The following is a 16,020-nucleotide window of genomic DNA, read 5'->3' on the forward strand; positions in this document are numbered from 1 at the left end:
GCGCGGCCTAGCGGCACCCGCATCCGGCCAGCACGCTCATGGCCTTGTCCAGCGCGGCCTGCCCGTCGGCAAGATTGCCGTCCAAGCCATTGAAAATCATCGAGAACACCAGCACGCGTGAATCAGCGGTCACCACGTACCCGGTCACCGCGGATGTCGCATTCAGTGTCCCGGACTTCGCGTGCACGCGCCCCACGGTCGCGGTCCCGAGTCCGCGATTGGCCATGGTCCCGGTCTCCCCGCTCACCGGAAGGCCCGGCAGGATTGTCCGAAGCGCGGGATCATCCGAGGTCGCGATCACTTGCATCGCTTGAGCCAGCACAGCGGTCGGCACTCGATCTGCGAGCGCAAGCCCGGATACATCCGCGATTTCCACGCCCTTGGTCTCGATTTTCAGCTCCTTGAGCGTTGACCGGACGGCCTGACTCGCCCCGGCAAAGGACGCCACATTGCCTTGCTCGCGGGCCGCCAGCCGGCCGAGCACCTCGGCCAGGACATTGTCGGATTCCTCCAACATGTATTTCACCTGTTCGGCTATGGTCGCCGATTCCACCCGCGCCACCTCCTCGACTCCCTCGGCGGGCGCTTTCGCACGCTTCACGTCGCCTCCAGCGCTCAGCCCCGCATCCGCGCCCGCCTTGTTGAGCGCAGCCCGGAACGCTTGCGCGGCCGAGAGCGCCGCGTCCTTGGGCCGCTCCCGTCGGTTGTCCTGGCCCCATGCCGAATCGACGGCGATCGGATACACACCGGTGGCCTCCCCCGCCGCAACGTCCGCGGGATGCCACGCCGGACTCACCGTTTCGCCCTGGAAGAGCGAATCGTCGAGCGAGACCGTGACCTCGCCCTTGACCCCGGCGGCTGCGAGCGCCTTGACCGTCCGTTCGGCGAGGGTGGCGAGACCGGCCCGCCCCAGCACGGCAGAGTCGTCCGATTTGCCAGCGCTCAGCATCGTGTCGCCGCCGGCCACCAGAACCAGCGAATTCTTGTTCTGACCTTGCACAACGCGAGTGCTCAACCGCGTGAACGGATCCATCGAGTTCATGACGCTCAGCGCCGTGAGCACCTTCATGTTGGAGGCGGGAACGCTGGGCTCGCCTCCATCGCGGTTGTACAGTTCGCTGCCATCCTCCGCATTGAGTACGACGGCGCGTGCTCGCCCGCTTCCCGGAATGTTCAGTGCCGCGTCCAATTCCTTGGTCAATACCGCTGGGTCCGGTTGTGGTGCTCCAGAGGGAAGGCTTGTAACCGCGTCCAGGCTGCCGGGGGTTTGCGGCGCCTTCTGATAGCCGGGAATGGGGGCGGCGGGCTTGGGCGGTTCCGGGGTGACCCAGGCGAGAACGGGCGGCCCGAGGTAAAGACTGACCGGGAGCACGAGTATGGCAGCTACGGCAAGCCACAGCCACCACAGCCCGCGCTTGCCCGCTGCTTTAGTTGGAGGCGTGGGCTGTTGGGGGCTCATCAGTGCTTCGCTTCTATCGTGACGGCGTGGGTGACGTTCTGTGTTCGGCCTCGTGGCACGCTACCCTAAGCATAGAGAACATTCGCCAAGGCTCGGCGGTAGCAAGCCGTCAGAGCGTTGAATCGTCAGTTGATCAGTTGAGAGGTAGCAAGCGTCCATGGAGCTTGACGTAGTCATTGAAATTCCACGTGGATCCCGCGTGAAGTACGAGATCGATCACGAAACCGGGCGGCTTCGCTTGGATCGCGTGCTGTTCACCTCGATGCAGTACCCCACGCACTACGGATTCTTCGACAACACTCTTGGCGAAGACGGCGACCCGCTGGATGCCATGGTGTTGCTCGATTATGACCTTGTTCCCGGTGTGACCGTGGAAGCGCGCCCGGTTGCCGTGTTCAACATGACCGATGACGGCGGCCCCGACGCCAAGGTACTGTGTGTACCCGCCGACCCGCGCTTTGACGACATTAAGGAACTTGAAGACCTTTCTCCGTTCCTTCTGGATGAGATCAAGCACTTCTTCACGAAGTACAAAGACCTGGAACCGGGCAAGTGGGTAGAGGCTGCCGATTGGGCCGGTCGCGAGGAAGCCGAGCGCTTTGTCGCCGAGTCCATCGAGCGCTTCAAGGCCGAGGGCCACTAATTCAGACCGGCTTCGCCACATGACATCAACTCAAGAAGCGTCGGGACCGTCAGCGGTTCCGACGCTTTTTGTGCTCACCATTAATCAGCGCGACACGGCCACAACCGGCGACCGCGTTGACGACTTGATTCGGCGCCTAGAGCCGGTGCCCGCGCGTATTCCTTTTTCGCGTACGGTCGGCGATGAGACCACCGGAGTGCTCACCGATGCGCAGGCGGCGGTGGATGCCGCGCTTCTCGCGATCCGATCCGGGAATTGGAACATCGGAATCGGGGTGGGTTCGCTCTACTCTCCGTTGCCCGAGACGGTCGCCGACGCCGAAGGGTATGCCCTGGTTTTTGCGCGCCGAGCGGTGAATGCGGCCCGTCGTTCCGGAACCCGGGTTCCCTTGGCCGTGGCCGGTCCGCGCAAAGACGTTGCCGGCGAGGCGCAGGCTCTCATGCGGTTATTAGGGCAGATTGTCCGCGAGCGCAGTGAAGCAGAATGGCGCGTCATCGACTTGTTAGTGCCGGGCGTGCGCGGGCAACAAGAAATGGCGGCGCAAGAACTGGGCGCGACTAAGCAGGCGGTTTCCAAGGCGCTTACCCGATCGCAGTGGGCAGAAGAGTGGGAGGCGCGTCCTGCAGCGGCACGATTGCTCGCGCTCGTGGATTCTGACGGGTGACGACAATCTGTCCAAAACCGCGCCGAAACATCGGAGCAACGGGCGCCCATAACGTGCGGCTAGCACTATCCCCCATCTAGCAAGTAGCCGTAGTGCTCGCCGCACGTTTCACACAGTGAAAATCACGTTTCATCCGCGTGTTTGAGCCTGAGGAAGCCTTGTCCCCAGATGGTTAATGAGGGCACTAAGTACACCCCGTTAACACGTATGCACAATATAGAGCTCGACGCCCCAGAGGACAAACCTCCCGGCCACATTGTGAACAAATGTCGAATCGAGGCACATCTGGGCCCCCACCGAGGGTCCGCGCTGGGCGCGTTAGTAGGCGCGCTGTTAGGCGCCCTGTGAGGTGCGTTGCACCGGGGCGAGTTGCTCGAGAACCCGGGCTGCGCCGTCGTTCTCTACCGTGTCGGTGACCCGATTCGCAACGTCCTTGACCTCATCGGGTGCTTGACCCATCGCCACTCCGCAACCGGCCCATTCCAGCATTTCCACGTCATTGCGGCCATCGCCGATGGCGAGTGTGGCGTCTTCGGCAATGTCAAGGCGGTCGCGAACGCCCTCGAGTGCGGTCGCCTTGGTGACGCCCTGTGCGGCAATGTCGAGCCAAGCGGTCCAGCCGACCGAGTAGGTCACCCCGTGTAAACCGATAGCGCTCACGGCCTCACCGAATTCTTCGGCGCTGGTGTCGGTGGAGAACACCACCACGCGCACCGCTTGCGCGTGCAACATGTCTTCGAAACTGACTTCGCGAGCCTTGACGCCAAAGCTTGCGTCCTGGAAGGCGTTCATCGAGAGAAACTCGCCGTCCTCGGTTTCCAGCGCAAAGAGCGCACCAGGGAGCGCTTTGCGCACCGCCAGGAGAGCCGGGGCTGGGTCAAAGGTGGCCTTGTCCACCACTTCGAAACCGTTGGGCAGATCCGGGTCAAGGCGAACCGTCACGCCGCCATTGCTGCTCACGCAGTAGCCGCGTTCTATGCCGAGCTCTTGGGCCACAGGCAAGGTAGCGCCAAGGGAGCGCCCGGTCGCGATCACGAGGTGATTCCCCGCCGCGGCGGCACTCTGGGCTGCGGTTCGAACCGCTTCCGACATTTCGCCGCGGTGATTTACTAGGGTGCCATCGACGTCTAGGGCGACGAGCAGCGGTTGATTCTTTTCTACGTTCAACTGGTCATCGATGCCAGTTACTGAGTTTTCAGTTGTGATAGTCATGACTCCATTTCACCACTTGGCACCGACATTTGGATATGGCCGGGCTCCCTATGAGGTGAACAGCTGGCTAATTTTGCACCGGTAGGACGGTCATTCCACCCATATACGGTTGCAGCGCAGCAGGAACATTGACCGAGCCATCCGGATTTTGATGGTTCTCTAGGATTGCCACGATCCAGCGGGTGGTGCCCAATGTGCCGTTGAGCGTCGCGACCGCGCGAGTGGGGCCCTTGCCGCCGTCCTCGGTGACGGTGCGTTCGCGAATATTGAGCCGCCGCGCCTGGTAGGTTGTGCAGTTTGAGGTGGAGGTCAGCTCGCGGAACGTCTCCTGGGTCGGCACCCAGGCTTCGCAGTCGAATTTCCGCGCGGCCGATGTGCCCAAGTCCCCGGCCGCGGTATCGATCACGCGGTAGGGCACCTCGATCTTGGCCAGCATTTCCTCTTCCCACGCGAGCAGCCGCTGATGCTCGGCATCGGCCTCTTCCACCGTGGTGTACACAAACATTTCCACCTTGTTGAATTGGTGGACGCGGATGATTCCGCGCGTGTCCTTGCCGTGCGATCCGGCCTCGCGCCGATAGCACGAGGACCATCCGGCGTACCGCAAGGGACCGTCCTGCAGATCCAGAATCTCGCTCGCGTGGTATCCGGCAAGTGGCACCTCCGAGGTGCCGACCAGATAGAGATCGTCCTCGGGAAGCTGGTAAATTTCGGCGTCGTGCTTGACGTCGAACCCGGTGCCGGCCATGGTCTCCGGGCGCACCAACGTTGGGGTGATCATCGGAGTGAACCCGGCGGCGAGCGCCTGATCCATCGCCATGCGCAAAATCGCGAGCTCCAGCATCGCGCCGACTCCCTTGAGGAAGTAAAAGCGCGCACCGGACACCTTGGCGCCGCGTTCCATGTCGATGGCCCCGATGAGTTCACCGATTTCCAGGTGGTCGCGCGGGGTAAAGCCTTCCGCTTCGAAGTCGCGCGGCGTACCCACCGTTTTGACGAGCTCAAAGTCTTCCTCGCCGCCTGCGGGCACCCCGTCCTCGATGAGATTGGGCATGGCGCGCACCAGCTCATCTTGCAGCGCTTGCGCCTCGTCGGCGGCCGCCGATGCGGCTTTCACGTTTGCGGCCAACTGCTTCACCTCGGCGAGAAGTGCTTGCTTTTCTTCGCCCTTCGCCTGCGCGACCTTCTTACCGAACGCATTTTGCTCGGCCCGCAAATTCTCAAAGGTGGTGATCGCTTCGCGGCGCGTCGCATCGGAAGAGATAATCTGCTCCACCACACCGTCATCCAATTGACGGGCCCTGAGCGAGGCCTTGTACTTTTCCGGGTTTGCGCGCAAATCGCTGACATCAATCACCCCAATAGAATACCGTTCGCGCAGTTCGGTCCGTGGCGGGTTACGCTGGGAGAGATGAAAGGGAAATCGGTTCTTTTCGGTGTACTTGGTTTGCTTGGCGCGGGCGCGGTTGCCTTCAGCGCCTGGGGCGTGCGGAGCTTGCGCTCTTTAAGTACGACGGCGAGCCCTCCTCAAGCTTCCCGGCCCGCCTTCGTGGGGGTACAGCAGGTGGCTTTTGTGGTGAACCCCAGCAAAGAAGGTGCAGCCGACGCGGTGACAGCGCTGGAAGAGGCCTGCGCTGGCCGCAACTGGCCCAAACCCATCGTTCTGGAAACGACGGTCGAGGAAACCGGCGCTTCTCAAGCCCGGGAGGCCGTGGATGCTGGCGCCGATGTGGTAATTGCTGGCGGAGGCGACGGAACCGTCCGGTCAGTTGCGCTCGGTCTGATGGAGTCCAATGTGGCTTTGGGACTTGTGCCCATGGGAACCGGAAACCTGTTTGCACGGCATCTAGGTATTCCGCTCAACAGCGCCGAAGAGGCCATTGAGCTTGCGCTCACGGGGAGCGAGCACGCAGTCGACATGGGTCTGGCGACGCTTTACACCCCCGAAGGTGAAACCCGGCAAGAACAGTTTCTGGTGATGGGCGGTATCGGTTTGGATGCCGAGGTCATTGCAGGGACACGCGACCGTCTCAAACAACGCGTGGGGTGGCTCGCCTACTCCGAGGCGGGTTTCCGGCTCATGCCCGGGCCAAGGCAGCGTATGCATATTAGCTTGAATGGTTCGCCCACTCAGAGCCGAAGGGTGCGCTCTATTTTGTTTGCCAACCTCGGCACGCTTCCAGGCGGGATCGACTTTATCCAGGGTGCCCGTATCGATGACGGCGTCTTGGATATTGTCGTGATGAGTCCACGGTCGCTGATCGGCTGGGCCGGCATTTTTGCCAAAACGTTGTTGCGGCATCAGGGCGCGATTGGCGTTTTGGACTTCTACAAGGCGACACAGGCGAGTGTCTCCGTGACCGAACCCACGGAGACCCAGATGGACGGCGACGTGACCGGCCCGGCAATGCGGGTTGACGTCAAGGTCAAGCCGCATTCCCTGGTGGTACGCAGTAACTAACGGGCTGTAGCTAGCGGTGTGCAACCAACGGGCTGTCGCCTAGCGGTCGTCGCCGGTGTTGCCCCATACATCGTCGCGTTCAAAACGATCTTCATCGACGTTCACGTCGCGAATGTTGCCCTCGCCGTATCCACGGGTTGAATCATGCCACGCATTTCCGGTGTCTTCCGGTTCGGGGTTGCGTGAGTTCTCAATGAGGCGGTCGTAGCTGTCTTCTGGCTCTTCAAGTTCGTCCAGGTTAACTTCTGACTCTGCATCGACGTCGCCTTCATCATCGATTTCATCGGCTTCATCGAGGCGCACGGTCTCATCGGCCATGCCGTGCTTGTCGGCGTCTTCTGGGCCGGAGTACCGGTCATCGAAGGCGTCGTCGGCTTCTTCTTCGAGTTCGCGACCGAAATCGGGTTCTTCGGCTGCGAGCTCGCGGTCCAAAGTGTTTTCGTCTTCGAAGGACTCACGGAAATTGGATCGCGATTGCTGTTCAATGAGGATTTGTTCCTCATTGAAGCGCTCATCGTTTGCGTAGTCGCCCGAGTCGCCAACGTACTCCCCGGGCTGGTAACCCTCGTTATTCTCTGTGGACATCGGGCGATTCTCCTTTTAGTTCTTGTAGTTTTCGACTTCGCTGGCGGGGCGAACCTTGGCGTCATTGGGGTCCTGCCCAAATTCCGCGCGGGCGCGACGCTGCCGCAAGAGATCCCAGCACTGATCCAATTGCGTCTCTACCTCACGCAGGCGCTTGCGAGTTTCGTCGGTCTTTTCTTCTTGATTGCGCAGCTCATGCTCTTCGGCCATGAGTGCGTCGATGTTTCCGAGGACGTCTGAATTATTCATAGTCAAAAACTACCCCAATACCTGGCGGTGCACAGCACCCCATGAATCGAGCGTGTTGATCGCGCTGTGCGGCGCGCGGCGCCGGAGTCCGACATCGAGTGACACCCAACCCAACATCGAGTGACACCCTGCCCAATGGGCGAAGGCCACGCTGTGGGGTTCCACCGAGGCACCTCGACGGAGTGCATCACCCGGTTTGGGTCGGTGGGCCGAGTTCGTCCAGGGTATAAAAGAGGTTGCGCCGCGGAGTTCGCGTTCTGTCGATCCACGGCGGGGGAATCACCCATGGTTTTCCGTCAATAATTTTCAGGGTCCAGGTCCCTCGGTGTATCACGTGGTGGTGATAGGCGCACAGTAGCGCGCCGTTACTGACGTTGGTTTCACCGCCGTGGGCTTTCCAATGACTCACGTGATGCGCCTCGCATCGGAAAATGGGCGCAGTGCACCCTGGGAAGATGCATCCCTTGTCCCGTGCAGCAAGGGCGAGGCGTTGGGCCCTGGTGAACAGCCTCGCCCCACGCCCGAGGTCCAGTGGTTCGGACCTGCCGCCAAGCACGATCGGAATAATGTTCGCCTCACAGGCGAGTAGCCGTATTTCGGAGGCGGACGCGGGGCCGGTGTGCTGGAGAGATGCGATTCGATCCAGCAACTCGGAACCACCTTGCACCCCGCCAATCACAGAGCCGCCCGACGTAACGTGAGTTGAGTTGGATTGCGGCACCGAATCTCCAGGTACACCGCCTATCGCTGTGGGGTCTGAACTCTCCGCCGCCCCAGTATCCGGTTTGCGAAGGCGATCCTTGCGAAAATTGCGGAGTCTTCCGAAAAGTTTTTCGTGGTCGATCGTTGCGAGAATCGTCGTGTTGGGTCCCACTTCACTGAACGATTGGTCAGCGTTCTCAAGCGCTGCCATGAGCGCGTCCAAGGTCTTCTGCGCCTTGGTGGGCTTGATGCCCATCGCCGAGCCAACAGTATCGTCGAGAATCGGCAGGTCCACCGCCGGCCCAACGGCCACATCGGCGCGGTCTGCGAGCGCCGCAGTTCTGGTCGCGAAGCGTTCATTCTGGGCGTGGGTGAGGCGCAGAAGATAGGTGTGAAGGTTGTTTTCACAACCCAAATAGAATGCACCCTGTTTCTGGGCCAAGTACCGTTCGCTGGGCTCTTGACCGTCCGGATCGACGTGGAGCACCCAGCGTTTGGCAAGTCGTTTGAGTTCATCCGGGCCAATGCTGGTCGCTTGTTCGCAGAGGTATTTTTCAGCGTGCTCAGCCCAGAACTCCCGTTGGTCCTGGGGCATCTGTTCCGGCGGGAGCGTTTCTTCAAACTCGACCGCTGGCTCATCTTCCTCGTCGTCCGCGCAGCCCGCCCCCGTTTCGGCTCCTGGTAGCACTCCAGGTCGAAGAGATTTGATGTCCTTGAGAGCTCGCGCAATATGGAGTGCACCTTCGAGGTCAACCTCGCCGGATAGTAGCGCCGAGCGCAATCCTTCTTGACGTGCAGGGGTTTGTTCTCCCACGGGTGTGGTGGTGCGCGTGATGGTACGAGCGAGCCGTACCCGCCGGTTCGCCTCGGTTCTCGAGATGCGCAAGGTATCGACAAGGAAGTCCTTGATACTGCGATATTGCGGGTGCGGTGACTCCTTGTCCCAGCCGTAAGTATTGCCCAGTGGACTGGCGGTCACGCCTTCTTGGTCCATGATGCCCGTTAGAGCTACTTGCGCGGACAGCGCAGCCCGGATTACGGCCTCAAGTTCTTGCGAGAGAGCGGTGAGTTCCTTGCGGTGGGTCCCGGTTCCTCGGGTACCCACGGTTTGTGCGAGTTCGAGGAGATTCCTTCTGGTGTCAAGAAGTGAAAACTCTTGGCCCCACTCCGAGGGAGTCAGTTCATCCATCGAATAACCGAGCGGGCCAAACTCAATGTCGGTGCCAGGGTTTAGGTTGGCGTCATGAGAAATACAGGCGTCACCGGAATCGTTCTGAATGCCGCGGTCCGCGGACTCAAAAAGGGACTCCTCCATTGCCAACTCCTCTGCTCTGGCTATGTAGTGTCCCTCTACATGATCAGCTTATCGTATCTCAGTACTAACTGCAAGTTGTTATTTCAAACATACTTACGATGGTGTGGCGTGAGGTTTGCCGCACCTGGACAGAGGGTTCGGGTAGCAAAAAGTTGTCTCCCAGGATTCGGCACCCGCAAAGTTGCTTCTGAAATTCCGGCCGCAACTACTTTCGCCCTCTCGCCACCACCTGCCAGCGCTCTCCCGTCGGTAGTCGCTTCCGCAGTTTCGCCGCCAGCCGACCGTGCCGTCGCCCCGGTGGCTATTTCCGGTGGTCCGCCAGGATTACGTCGGAGGCCTTTTCAGCCACCATGTAAGTGGGTAGCGCAACAAAGAAACCCGGGATGCGCGGAAATACCGAGGCGTCGACCACACGCAATCCCGAAACTCCGCGCAACCGGAAATCGCCGTCGAGCACCGCCATGGGGTCTTCGTCGGCGCCAATGGGGACCGAGCATGACGCATGGTGACCCCAGGATTGGTAACGGACCCACTCAGCCAGGGATTCGTCGTCGTTCTTCTCGGCGCCCGGAACCAACTCTTGCCGCACCGCGCTACCCAACCGCGCGCTCAATCCGCGCGCAAACCGGATGCCATCGACAACCGCCCGCAGGTCATCGTCCGCGCCGGTGACAGACCCTGCCTCCGTGTCAACGGCACTGTTTTCCGTGGCGCTCGACTCGTCAAAGTAGCGGAAATCTATCGCGGGTGTGTCGCGCGGATCTGCGCTGCGCAGGGCGACCGTGCCCGCCCGGTTATGCGTATGACCCTTCAAAATGACCCAACTGAGCTTGTTGTGCGTTGCCGCAAATGCGTCGGCATAGCCCGGGTAGTAGCCGCGGAAATCGACGGGGAGCGAGAAGATGAAGAGATCCGGAGCCCCAAGATCCGGCCGGGACTTTCTCACGTAGGCCGCGAGCGATCCGTTGGTGGTGTAGGGGCCGTCGCGATCCTCGGTCCATTCGGTGTACAGCGGGTCCTGAGTGTCCCCGTGTGGCACGTCCAAGCCCGCACCGGCAAAGATCGGGTAGTCCTCGGCGAGTTCATCTACGACCGAAATTTCGTAACGGTCCTGGAGGTTGCGGCCAACCCCGGGCGCCTCTTTGACGATAGGGATGTCAAAGTTTTCCAGTTCCTCTTTCGGACCGATTCCCGAGAGTTTGAGCAGTTGCGGAGTGTTGAACGCCCCCGCGGAGAGGATGACTTCTTTGCGGGCATAGGCGCGGCGCGGAGTCGGAGATTCCGGCTGCGGTGTGAGCGGCGAAGCGGAGTACAGACCCGAACCCTGAAGGTATTCCACGCCGATTGCGCGGGGCTCGCCGGCGGGCGCGGTTTCGGTCAGCACGCGTGTCACCAGCGCGTCTGTGCGCAGTGTCAGATTGGGGTAGGCAGAGGCGGCCGCCACGAGGCGTTCTCGGCTGCCAAAGCGCACGCCGTGCCCAACAGCCACCGGCACAAAGATCATGCCCTCGGCACTGTTATCGATGAATTCGGTGCTGTTGGGGTCGTAGGGAGGCTCTCCCGGCAGTTCCGAATGCGGGTGCTCTTCGCGGGAGGTTTGGTCCATGGTGTCAATGATGTCCAGGAATTTCTGTTCGCGACCACCGACCGAAGGGTTGGCGCGTGTGGTCGGTAACCACCCGTTGTAGCCGTGTCCATGCGCGTCGGCGCCGGTCTTGGTGCCAGGGTGCTCGGATTTTGGGTTGAACCAATGCTCGATGCGCTCAAAGTACCGATGCATGTTGTCCGCTCCCCACGAGGGGTCCCCTGTGAGCTGTGCCAGGTAATCCCAATCCGCGCGGTGCGGGTAAAGCGTAATCATGGCCGAGACCGCGGTTGACCCGCCCACCGTAGATCCGCGTGGATACAGCACACCGTCGCGTTGGGCTACGAACTTCTCATCTCGCTCCGCTTCGGCCAGCTCGGGATAGTGCCGGACAAAAAAGTCCCATCGCATGTCCGGGTCTTCGCTCGCTCGAGCGTGAAATACCGGGACTTGGTAGTAGGGGCAATCGTCGTTGTGGCCGGCCTCCAAGACGAGCACGCTGAAGCCGGCCTCAGCCAGATTCGCCGCGAGCGGGCCGCCTCCGGCACCGGTGCCCACGACAATAAAGTCGAACTCTTCGCGTTCCTCACCGTTGCCGCTCTGCTGGTCTTGCATCCGCCACTCCCCCGATCTGCGTTGATGCTCTCTACCGTATACACGCCACCTCGAGTTGGGCACCCCCTGACCTCGCCACAAAATGCTCCCAGCCAACGCCCACCGCGCTCACGTCCCTGGCGAGCGGCCCACATCTTCCTCGGAGGGGCGGACCGTATACAGGGTTCGTTTCATTTTGTACGCTCAGTAATAGGACGCTCGGAGTAAGCGCGCCGCACCGACAACTCGGAGGAAAAATGACTAACGACATTGCCAACGGCATCAATCCAGAATCTGTGCCGAGCGGTACCGGGTGCAAAGAGTGTCTGGCCGGTGAAGGCGCGGGCTGGTGGGTTCACCTGCGCCGCTGTGCCGAGTGCGGCCACATCGGGTGTTGCGATTCCTCTCCCTCTCAGCACGCGCGTGCCCACTGGGAAGAGTCGGGGCATCCCGTCCTCCAAAGTTTTGAGCCCGGGGAGGATTGGTTCTACAGCTACGAAACCGACGATTACGTCGACGGTCCGCGTCTAGCCGATCCACAGTCGCGGCCGCTGGATCAGCCGGTGCCCGGGCCGGCTGGCAAGGTGCCGGAGAACTGGCGCGAACTAATCAACATGTAACCCCGTTTCGCATCCCCATGCCGCAAAATCAGACCCGTATACGGGGATGAAAGTGCGGTACGGGGATGCGAAATGAGTTAGGGCGTTAGGGCACGAGGGTTTTGAACCACTGCTCGGCGGCCCAGAACGCTTCATCCCGAGTGTGCCGCGGAACTTTAGACTCGCGGCGATCCGCCCTTGGATAGGATCCCAAGAACCGAATCCCCGGCGAGACCCGATGCAAACCCTTAAGCGCATCGGCGACGCGAGCGTCCAGAATGTGCCCATCCACATCGATACTGAAGAAGTAATCGCCTAAGAATTCGCCGGTGGGACGGGATTCAATGCGGCTCATGTTGACGCCGCGCGTCGCAAACTGGTCCAAAATTTCCATCAGCGCGCCGGGGTGGTCCTGCGGTAGCGGAATGACCACGGTTGTTTTATCAAACCCGGTCACTTCGGGCAGTTCGCCGGGACGCCCCACCAAGACAAACCGCGTCACCGCATCGGCGACATCGCCAATGTTTTGCGCCAGTACCGGCAGCCCAAGTCGATCAGCCAGCAAAGGATTGCAGATCGCCGCATCGAAGGGGGCAGACTCATCCTGTAGCGCTACCGCGGCCGCCGCGGTAGACGAACCCGGGAAATATTCCGCATTGGGAATATTTTGGTCTACCCACAACCGGCACTGGGCCCACGCTTGGACATGAGTGGATATGGTGCATACCTTATCCAAGGTCATACCCGGCTTACCCACCAAGACAAAGGAGATAGGAACCAGAACTTCTCGCTGAATCTGTAATTGCTTTCCGCGCGCGATGGCATCGAGTGTCGCCGTGACCCCGCCCTCAACGGAATTCTCAATGGGCACCATTGCCGCGTCGGCCAGCCCGTCGCGCACCTGTTCCAACGCTTGTTGGACATTAGCCATCGGCGCCCGTTCGGCCTCGTTGGCGCCGGGAATCTTGAGCAGTGCGGCCTCGGTAAAGGTTCCTTCGGGACCAAGGTAGGTGTATCGGGTCACGGAACGTCCGCTCCAATCACATAAGGAGTTTCGCCATTCTCGGAAACAAGCGGGCGCCCGGCCACGGACCAGGCCGTCATGCTCCCACGAACGTTGACCGCCTCGTAACCTTGAGCGTTGAGCCATGCCACGACCTGCGAGGAACGTCCCCCGCGTAAACAGATCACGCGGTATTCCACATCGGGGTCGAGTTCATTCAAGCGCATCGGGATGTCATTCATAGGAATGTGAAGCGCGCCCGGAATGTGCCCGGCAACCCATTCATAGTCGTCCCGCACATCCAGGACGGGTGTGGTTTCACTCACATCGTCAATGTCCACGTTGGTGATGTCTGACATTTCCACTCTCAACTCTCCGACGGCTCGCTCATTCCGCCTATTCTCAGGCTACAAGCACCGGCCATTATTCCCGCAACGCAACCAGCCCTATGCCGAATGTGACTGGTTGCCGCGTCCTGGCGATGGGTGGAATCGCGCAAATTCGGGCATGGCCAATATGACAGACACATCAAACAAGTGGCATTCTGAATCAAATGAGCACTACGCCACAAACCCCCACCCCCACGGGCTCCCCGGCAAGCACAGCACAGAACACGCGCCAATTCTTGGGCCATCCGGCAATGCTGTTCAGCCTCTTCAATGTGGAACTCTGGGAGCGCTTCTCCTTCTACGGCATGCAAGCCATTGCCGCCTACTACATCTATTACTCCACAACCGATGGCGGACTCGGCCTCGACGAGACCATGGCCATTGGCATCATTGGCGCGTATGGCGGCGTTGTCTATTTGTCGACGGTTCTCGGTGCATGGATTTCCGATCGACTCTTCGGCCCGGAGCGCGTGCTGTTTTACAGCGGCATCCTCATCATGTTTGGCCACATTGCACTCGCCCTCATTCCGGGTGTAGCCGGTTTGATCGCAGGTTTGGCCATGGTTGGCATTGGCTCGGGCGGGCTGAAAGCCACCGCGACATCCTTGGTCGGCACCTTGTACGCCAAGGATGACGAGCGCAAAGACGCCGGCTTCTCCATCTTCTATATGGGTGTCAATATCGGCGCACTCTTTGGACCGCTCGTGACCGGTTGGCTTCAAGTCGCCCCCGGCCTGGGGTTCCACATTGCTTTCGGTGCGGCCGCCGTAGGTATGGCAATTGGCCTGGTGACCTACGCCATCACACGCAAGAACATGCCAGAGTCCTCACACGTGGTCGCCAATCCGCTTCCCAAAAACATGTACTGGGTACTGCCCGTCGGCGTCATCGCCCTGGCAGCGATCATTGCGATTTTGCTCGTTTCCGGCATCGTCAACGCGAACAACCTGGCCACCAGCGTCGGTATCGCAGTTGCGGGCATCGCGGCGATCTACTTTTTCGTCATTCTCTCCAGCAAGCAAATCACCTCTGATGAGCGCAGCCGGGTCTTCTCCTTCATTCCGCTTTTCATTGCCAGCACAGCATTTTGGGCGCTCTTCCAGCAACAGTTCACGGTGATCCCGGTGTATGCCGAGAGCCGCCTCGACCGGAATATCTTTGGCTTCGTCATTCCGCCGGCCTGGGTGAATTCGATCAACCCGATCTTTATCATCATCTTTGCGGGAATCTTCGCCGCGATTTGGACGGCACTCGGGAAACGTCAGCCCACGACGCCGACCAAGTTCGCCATTGCCCTGGTCATCATGGGACTCGCGTTCTTCCTGTTTGTTCCGTTTGCGGGCAGCGGTGAAAACAGCGTTCCGTTCATCATGATCATTGGTGTGTTGTTCCTCTTCACCCTCGCCGAGTTGAACATTTCTCCCATCGGCCTCTCGCTCGCGACAAAGCTCGCCCCCGAGAAGTTCCAAACCCAGATGGTCGCCCTGTTCTTCCTTTCGGTTTCTCTGGGATCAACCCTTGCCGGCGTGCTCGGACAGCTGGGACAGACCATCCCGGAAGGCACCTACTTCTTGATGGTAGGGATTGCCTCGATCGTCGTCGCAGGGCTGTTGCTGTTGGTCTCGCCGTGGATCCGCAAGGCCATGAAGGGCGTACACTAACCGCAGCCCGCGCCTCCATAGCCACGGGCCCACGCCATATAGCCATAGAAAAGTGCTGGGTCGCCGTCCACACAGGACGGCGACCCAGCACTTTTGCGTTCAATGACTCCTTTGCCGACTACCGATCAATGTTCGCGAATCCTGCGGCCCCAAGGATCATGACAAAAAACAAGATAAAGACCAGGCTCAGCCCGAGCATGATGTAACCCAGCACCAACCCGGTAATCGCCATACCCTTACCGGCCGGCTCCCTTTTGAGCCCGATATGCCCAAAAATTACGGCCAACACCGCGATGATCCCGTAGGTGAAAAACAGTGGCACGCTCAAGATGCCCAACACCATGGAGGCAATGCTGAACCCCTTGCGCTGATCCTGCATCGGATACGGGTACCCGCCTTGGGGATACATGGGATACCCGGGTTGTCCCGGATAGTTCTGACCCGCGTAGGGTTGCCCGGCCTGGTGCTGCCCGGGATACCCCTGGCTCGCGTACGGCTGCCCCGTTGCCGCTCCCCCCGAGGTCCCCGGGTGTGCGGAATATCCCGAGTACCCCGACGCTCCGGAACCTGCCTGCGAGGGGTAACCGCTCGCCGTCGTACTTCCGCCGGAACCAGGAGCACCGGGCGAGCCGCCCGCATACGGTCCCGCCTGGCCAAACACGCGGCTAGGATCATCCGCATCCTTCGCGGCGGGCAAATACGGATTCTGCCCGGGACCAACCGCGGCCGCCGAGTCGGAGAGCTTGGACGCCTCCTCGCTGGCGAAACGCCGTTTGCCGTCAGGGGACGCAAATTTGGGGTCTTGAGGGGTGTCCGGCGTGCTCATATCGATCCTTGGGCTCAGGTGAATGTGAGGCAAGTCTAGCGCCACGCCCAGCGGTTCGTGGCATGCTTGAGGC

General features: G+C 60.6%; 15 protein-coding genes. 5 read left to right on the forward strand and 10 right to left on the reverse strand.

What is annotated here, in order from left to right; genetic code table 11:
* Positions 1 to 7: 7 nt before the first annotated feature.
* On the reverse strand, positions 8 to 1,459 hold the full coding sequence (gene dacB / locus O148_RS0105025) for a D-alanyl-D-alanine carboxypeptidase/D-alanyl-D-alanine endopeptidase (RefSeq protein ID WP_084157088.1): 1,452 nt from the start codon (positions 1,457 to 1,459) through the stop codon (positions 8 to 10).
* Between the two features lie 157 nt (positions 1,460 to 1,616).
* On the opposite strand from dacB, the gene O148_RS0105030 reads away from it, so the two are divergent.
* Both O148_RS0105030 and O148_RS0105035 read left to right on the forward strand, forming a co-directional pair.
* Positions 1,617 to 2,102, forward strand: a complete 486-nt coding sequence (locus tag O148_RS0105030; RefSeq protein WP_026530036.1) for an inorganic diphosphatase — start codon at positions 1,617 to 1,619, stop codon at positions 2,100 to 2,102.
* A 19-nt stretch (positions 2,103 to 2,121) separates the two neighbouring features.
* Positions 2,122 to 2,766 (forward strand): hypothetical protein, encoded by a 645-nt coding sequence (locus O148_RS0105035; RefSeq protein ID WP_051619860.1) that lies wholly within the window; start codon positions 2,122 to 2,124, stop codon positions 2,764 to 2,766.
* 333 nt (positions 2,767 to 3,099) lie between these two features.
* Here O148_RS0105035 and O148_RS14965 read toward each other — a convergent pair whose 3' ends face one another.
* Positions 3,100 to 3,978: an HAD family hydrolase gene (locus O148_RS14965; protein WP_051619861.1), complete on the reverse strand. Its 879-nt coding sequence runs from the start codon at positions 3,976 to 3,978 to the stop codon at positions 3,100 to 3,102.
* 67 nt (positions 3,979 to 4,045) lie between these two features.
* Entirely contained in the window at positions 4,046 to 5,335 is a 1,290-nt protein-coding gene (gene serS / locus O148_RS0105045; RefSeq protein ID WP_026530038.1) for a serine--tRNA ligase, read from the reverse strand.
* Between the two features lie 54 nt (positions 5,336 to 5,389).
* Here serS and O148_RS0105050 point away from each other — a divergent pair, with 54 nt between their 5' ends.
* Positions 5,390 to 6,439, forward strand: coding sequence for a diacylglycerol/lipid kinase family protein (locus O148_RS0105050; RefSeq protein WP_035744981.1), 1,050 nt, complete (start codon positions 5,390 to 5,392; stop codon positions 6,437 to 6,439).
* Positions 6,440 to 6,478: 39 nt separating this feature from the next.
* Here O148_RS0105050 and O148_RS0105055 read toward each other — a convergent pair whose 3' ends face one another.
* From O148_RS0105055 to O148_RS0105070, 4 genes are all read right to left on the reverse strand, one after another.
* The gene (locus tag O148_RS0105055; RefSeq protein WP_026530040.1) at positions 6,479 to 7,024 is read right to left on the reverse strand and encodes a hypothetical protein; all 546 of its coding nucleotides are present in this window, start codon (positions 7,022 to 7,024) and stop codon (positions 6,479 to 6,481) included.
* Between the two features lie 15 nt (positions 7,025 to 7,039).
* Entirely contained in the window at positions 7,040 to 7,273 is a 234-nt protein-coding gene (locus O148_RS0105060) for a DUF2630 family protein (protein ID WP_026530041.1), read from the reverse strand.
* A 187-nt stretch (positions 7,274 to 7,460) separates the two neighbouring features.
* The gene (locus O148_RS0105065) at positions 7,461 to 9,290 is read right to left on the reverse strand and encodes an HNH endonuclease signature motif containing protein (RefSeq protein WP_026530042.1); all 1,830 of its coding nucleotides are present in this window, start codon (positions 9,288 to 9,290) and stop codon (positions 7,461 to 7,463) included.
* Between the two features lie 301 nt (positions 9,291 to 9,591).
* Positions 9,592 to 11,490, reverse strand: coding sequence for a GMC family oxidoreductase (locus O148_RS0105070; RefSeq protein ID WP_035744983.1), 1,899 nt, complete (start codon positions 11,488 to 11,490; stop codon positions 9,592 to 9,594).
* 236 nt (positions 11,491 to 11,726) lie between these two features.
* Here O148_RS0105070 and O148_RS0105075 point away from each other — a divergent pair, with 236 nt between their 5' ends.
* On the forward strand, positions 11,727 to 12,089 hold the full coding sequence (locus O148_RS0105075; protein WP_026530044.1) for a UBP-type zinc finger domain-containing protein: 363 nt from the start codon (positions 11,727 to 11,729) through the stop codon (positions 12,087 to 12,089).
* 85 nt (positions 12,090 to 12,174) lie between these two features.
* On the opposite strand, the gene pheA is transcribed toward O148_RS0105075, so the two are convergent.
* Both pheA and O148_RS0105085 read right to left on the reverse strand, forming a co-directional pair.
* Positions 12,175 to 13,092 carry a prephenate dehydratase gene (pheA, locus tag O148_RS0105080; RefSeq protein WP_026530045.1) on the reverse strand — a complete coding sequence of 306 codons (918 nt, stop codon included), beginning with the start codon at positions 13,090 to 13,092 and terminating at the stop codon, positions 12,175 to 12,177.
* The gene (locus O148_RS0105085) at positions 13,089 to 13,430 is read right to left on the reverse strand and encodes a rhodanese-like domain-containing protein (RefSeq protein WP_026530046.1); all 342 of its coding nucleotides are present in this window, start codon (positions 13,428 to 13,430) and stop codon (positions 13,089 to 13,091) included. The genes pheA and O148_RS0105085 overlap by 4 nt, the downstream gene beginning before the upstream one ends.
* 194 nt (positions 13,431 to 13,624) lie before the next feature.
* Here O148_RS0105085 and O148_RS0105090 point away from each other — a divergent pair, with 194 nt between their 5' ends.
* On the forward strand, positions 13,625 to 15,121 hold the full coding sequence (locus tag O148_RS0105090; protein WP_026530047.1) for a peptide MFS transporter: 1,497 nt from the start codon (positions 13,625 to 13,627) through the stop codon (positions 15,119 to 15,121).
* A 118-nt stretch (positions 15,122 to 15,239) separates the two neighbouring features.
* On the opposite strand, the gene O148_RS17520 is transcribed toward O148_RS0105090, so the two are convergent.
* Positions 15,240 to 15,947 (reverse strand): DUF4190 domain-containing protein, encoded by a 708-nt coding sequence (locus O148_RS17520; RefSeq protein WP_051619862.1) that lies wholly within the window; start codon positions 15,945 to 15,947, stop codon positions 15,240 to 15,242.
* Between the last annotated feature and the right edge of the window lie 73 nt (positions 15,948 to 16,020).

Source organism: Haematomicrobium sanguinis DSM 21259 (assembly GCF_000688395.1).
GTDB lineage: Bacteria > Actinomycetota > Actinomycetes > Actinomycetales > Micrococcaceae > Haematomicrobium > Haematomicrobium sanguinis.

Coding starts and splice junctions, on each gene's coding strand:
- dacB (WP_084157088.1), bottom strand. CDS start 1,459: ATGAGCCCCCAACAGCCCACGCCTCCAACTAAAGCAGCGGGCAAGCGC.
- O148_RS0105030 (WP_026530036.1), top strand. CDS start 1,617: ATGGAGCTTGACGTAGTCATTGAAATTCCACGTGGATCCCGCGTGAAG.
- O148_RS0105035 (WP_051619860.1), top strand. CDS start 2,122: ATGACATCAACTCAAGAAGCGTCGGGACCGTCAGCGGTTCCGACGCTT.
- O148_RS14965 (WP_051619861.1), bottom strand. CDS start 3,978: ATGACTATCACAACTGAAAACTCAGTAACTGGCATCGATGACCAGTTG.
- O148_RS0105050 (WP_035744981.1), top strand. CDS start 5,390: ATGAAAGGGAAATCGGTTCTTTTCGGTGTACTTGGTTTGCTTGGCGCG.
- O148_RS0105055 (WP_026530040.1), bottom strand. CDS start 7,024: ATGTCCACAGAGAATAACGAGGGTTACCAGCCCGGGGAGTACGTTGGC.
- O148_RS0105060 (WP_026530041.1), bottom strand. CDS start 7,273: ATGAATAATTCAGACGTCCTCGGAAACATCGACGCACTCATGGCCGAA.
- O148_RS0105065 (WP_026530042.1), bottom strand. CDS start 9,290: ATGGAGGAGTCCCTTTTTGAGTCCGCGGACCGCGGCATTCAGAACGAT.
- O148_RS0105070 (WP_035744983.1), bottom strand. CDS start 11,490: ATGCAAGACCAGCAGAGCGGCAACGGTGAGGAACGCGAAGAGTTCGAC.
- O148_RS0105075 (WP_026530044.1), top strand. CDS start 11,727: ATGACTAACGACATTGCCAACGGCATCAATCCAGAATCTGTGCCGAGC.
- O148_RS0105085 (WP_026530046.1), bottom strand. CDS start 13,430: ATGTCAGACATCACCAACGTGGACATTGACGATGTGAGTGAAACCACA.
- O148_RS0105090 (WP_026530047.1), top strand. CDS start 13,625: ATGAGCACTACGCCACAAACCCCCACCCCCACGGGCTCCCCGGCAAGC.
- O148_RS17520 (WP_051619862.1), bottom strand. CDS start 15,947: ATGAGCACGCCGGACACCCCTCAAGACCCCAAATTTGCGTCCCCTGAC.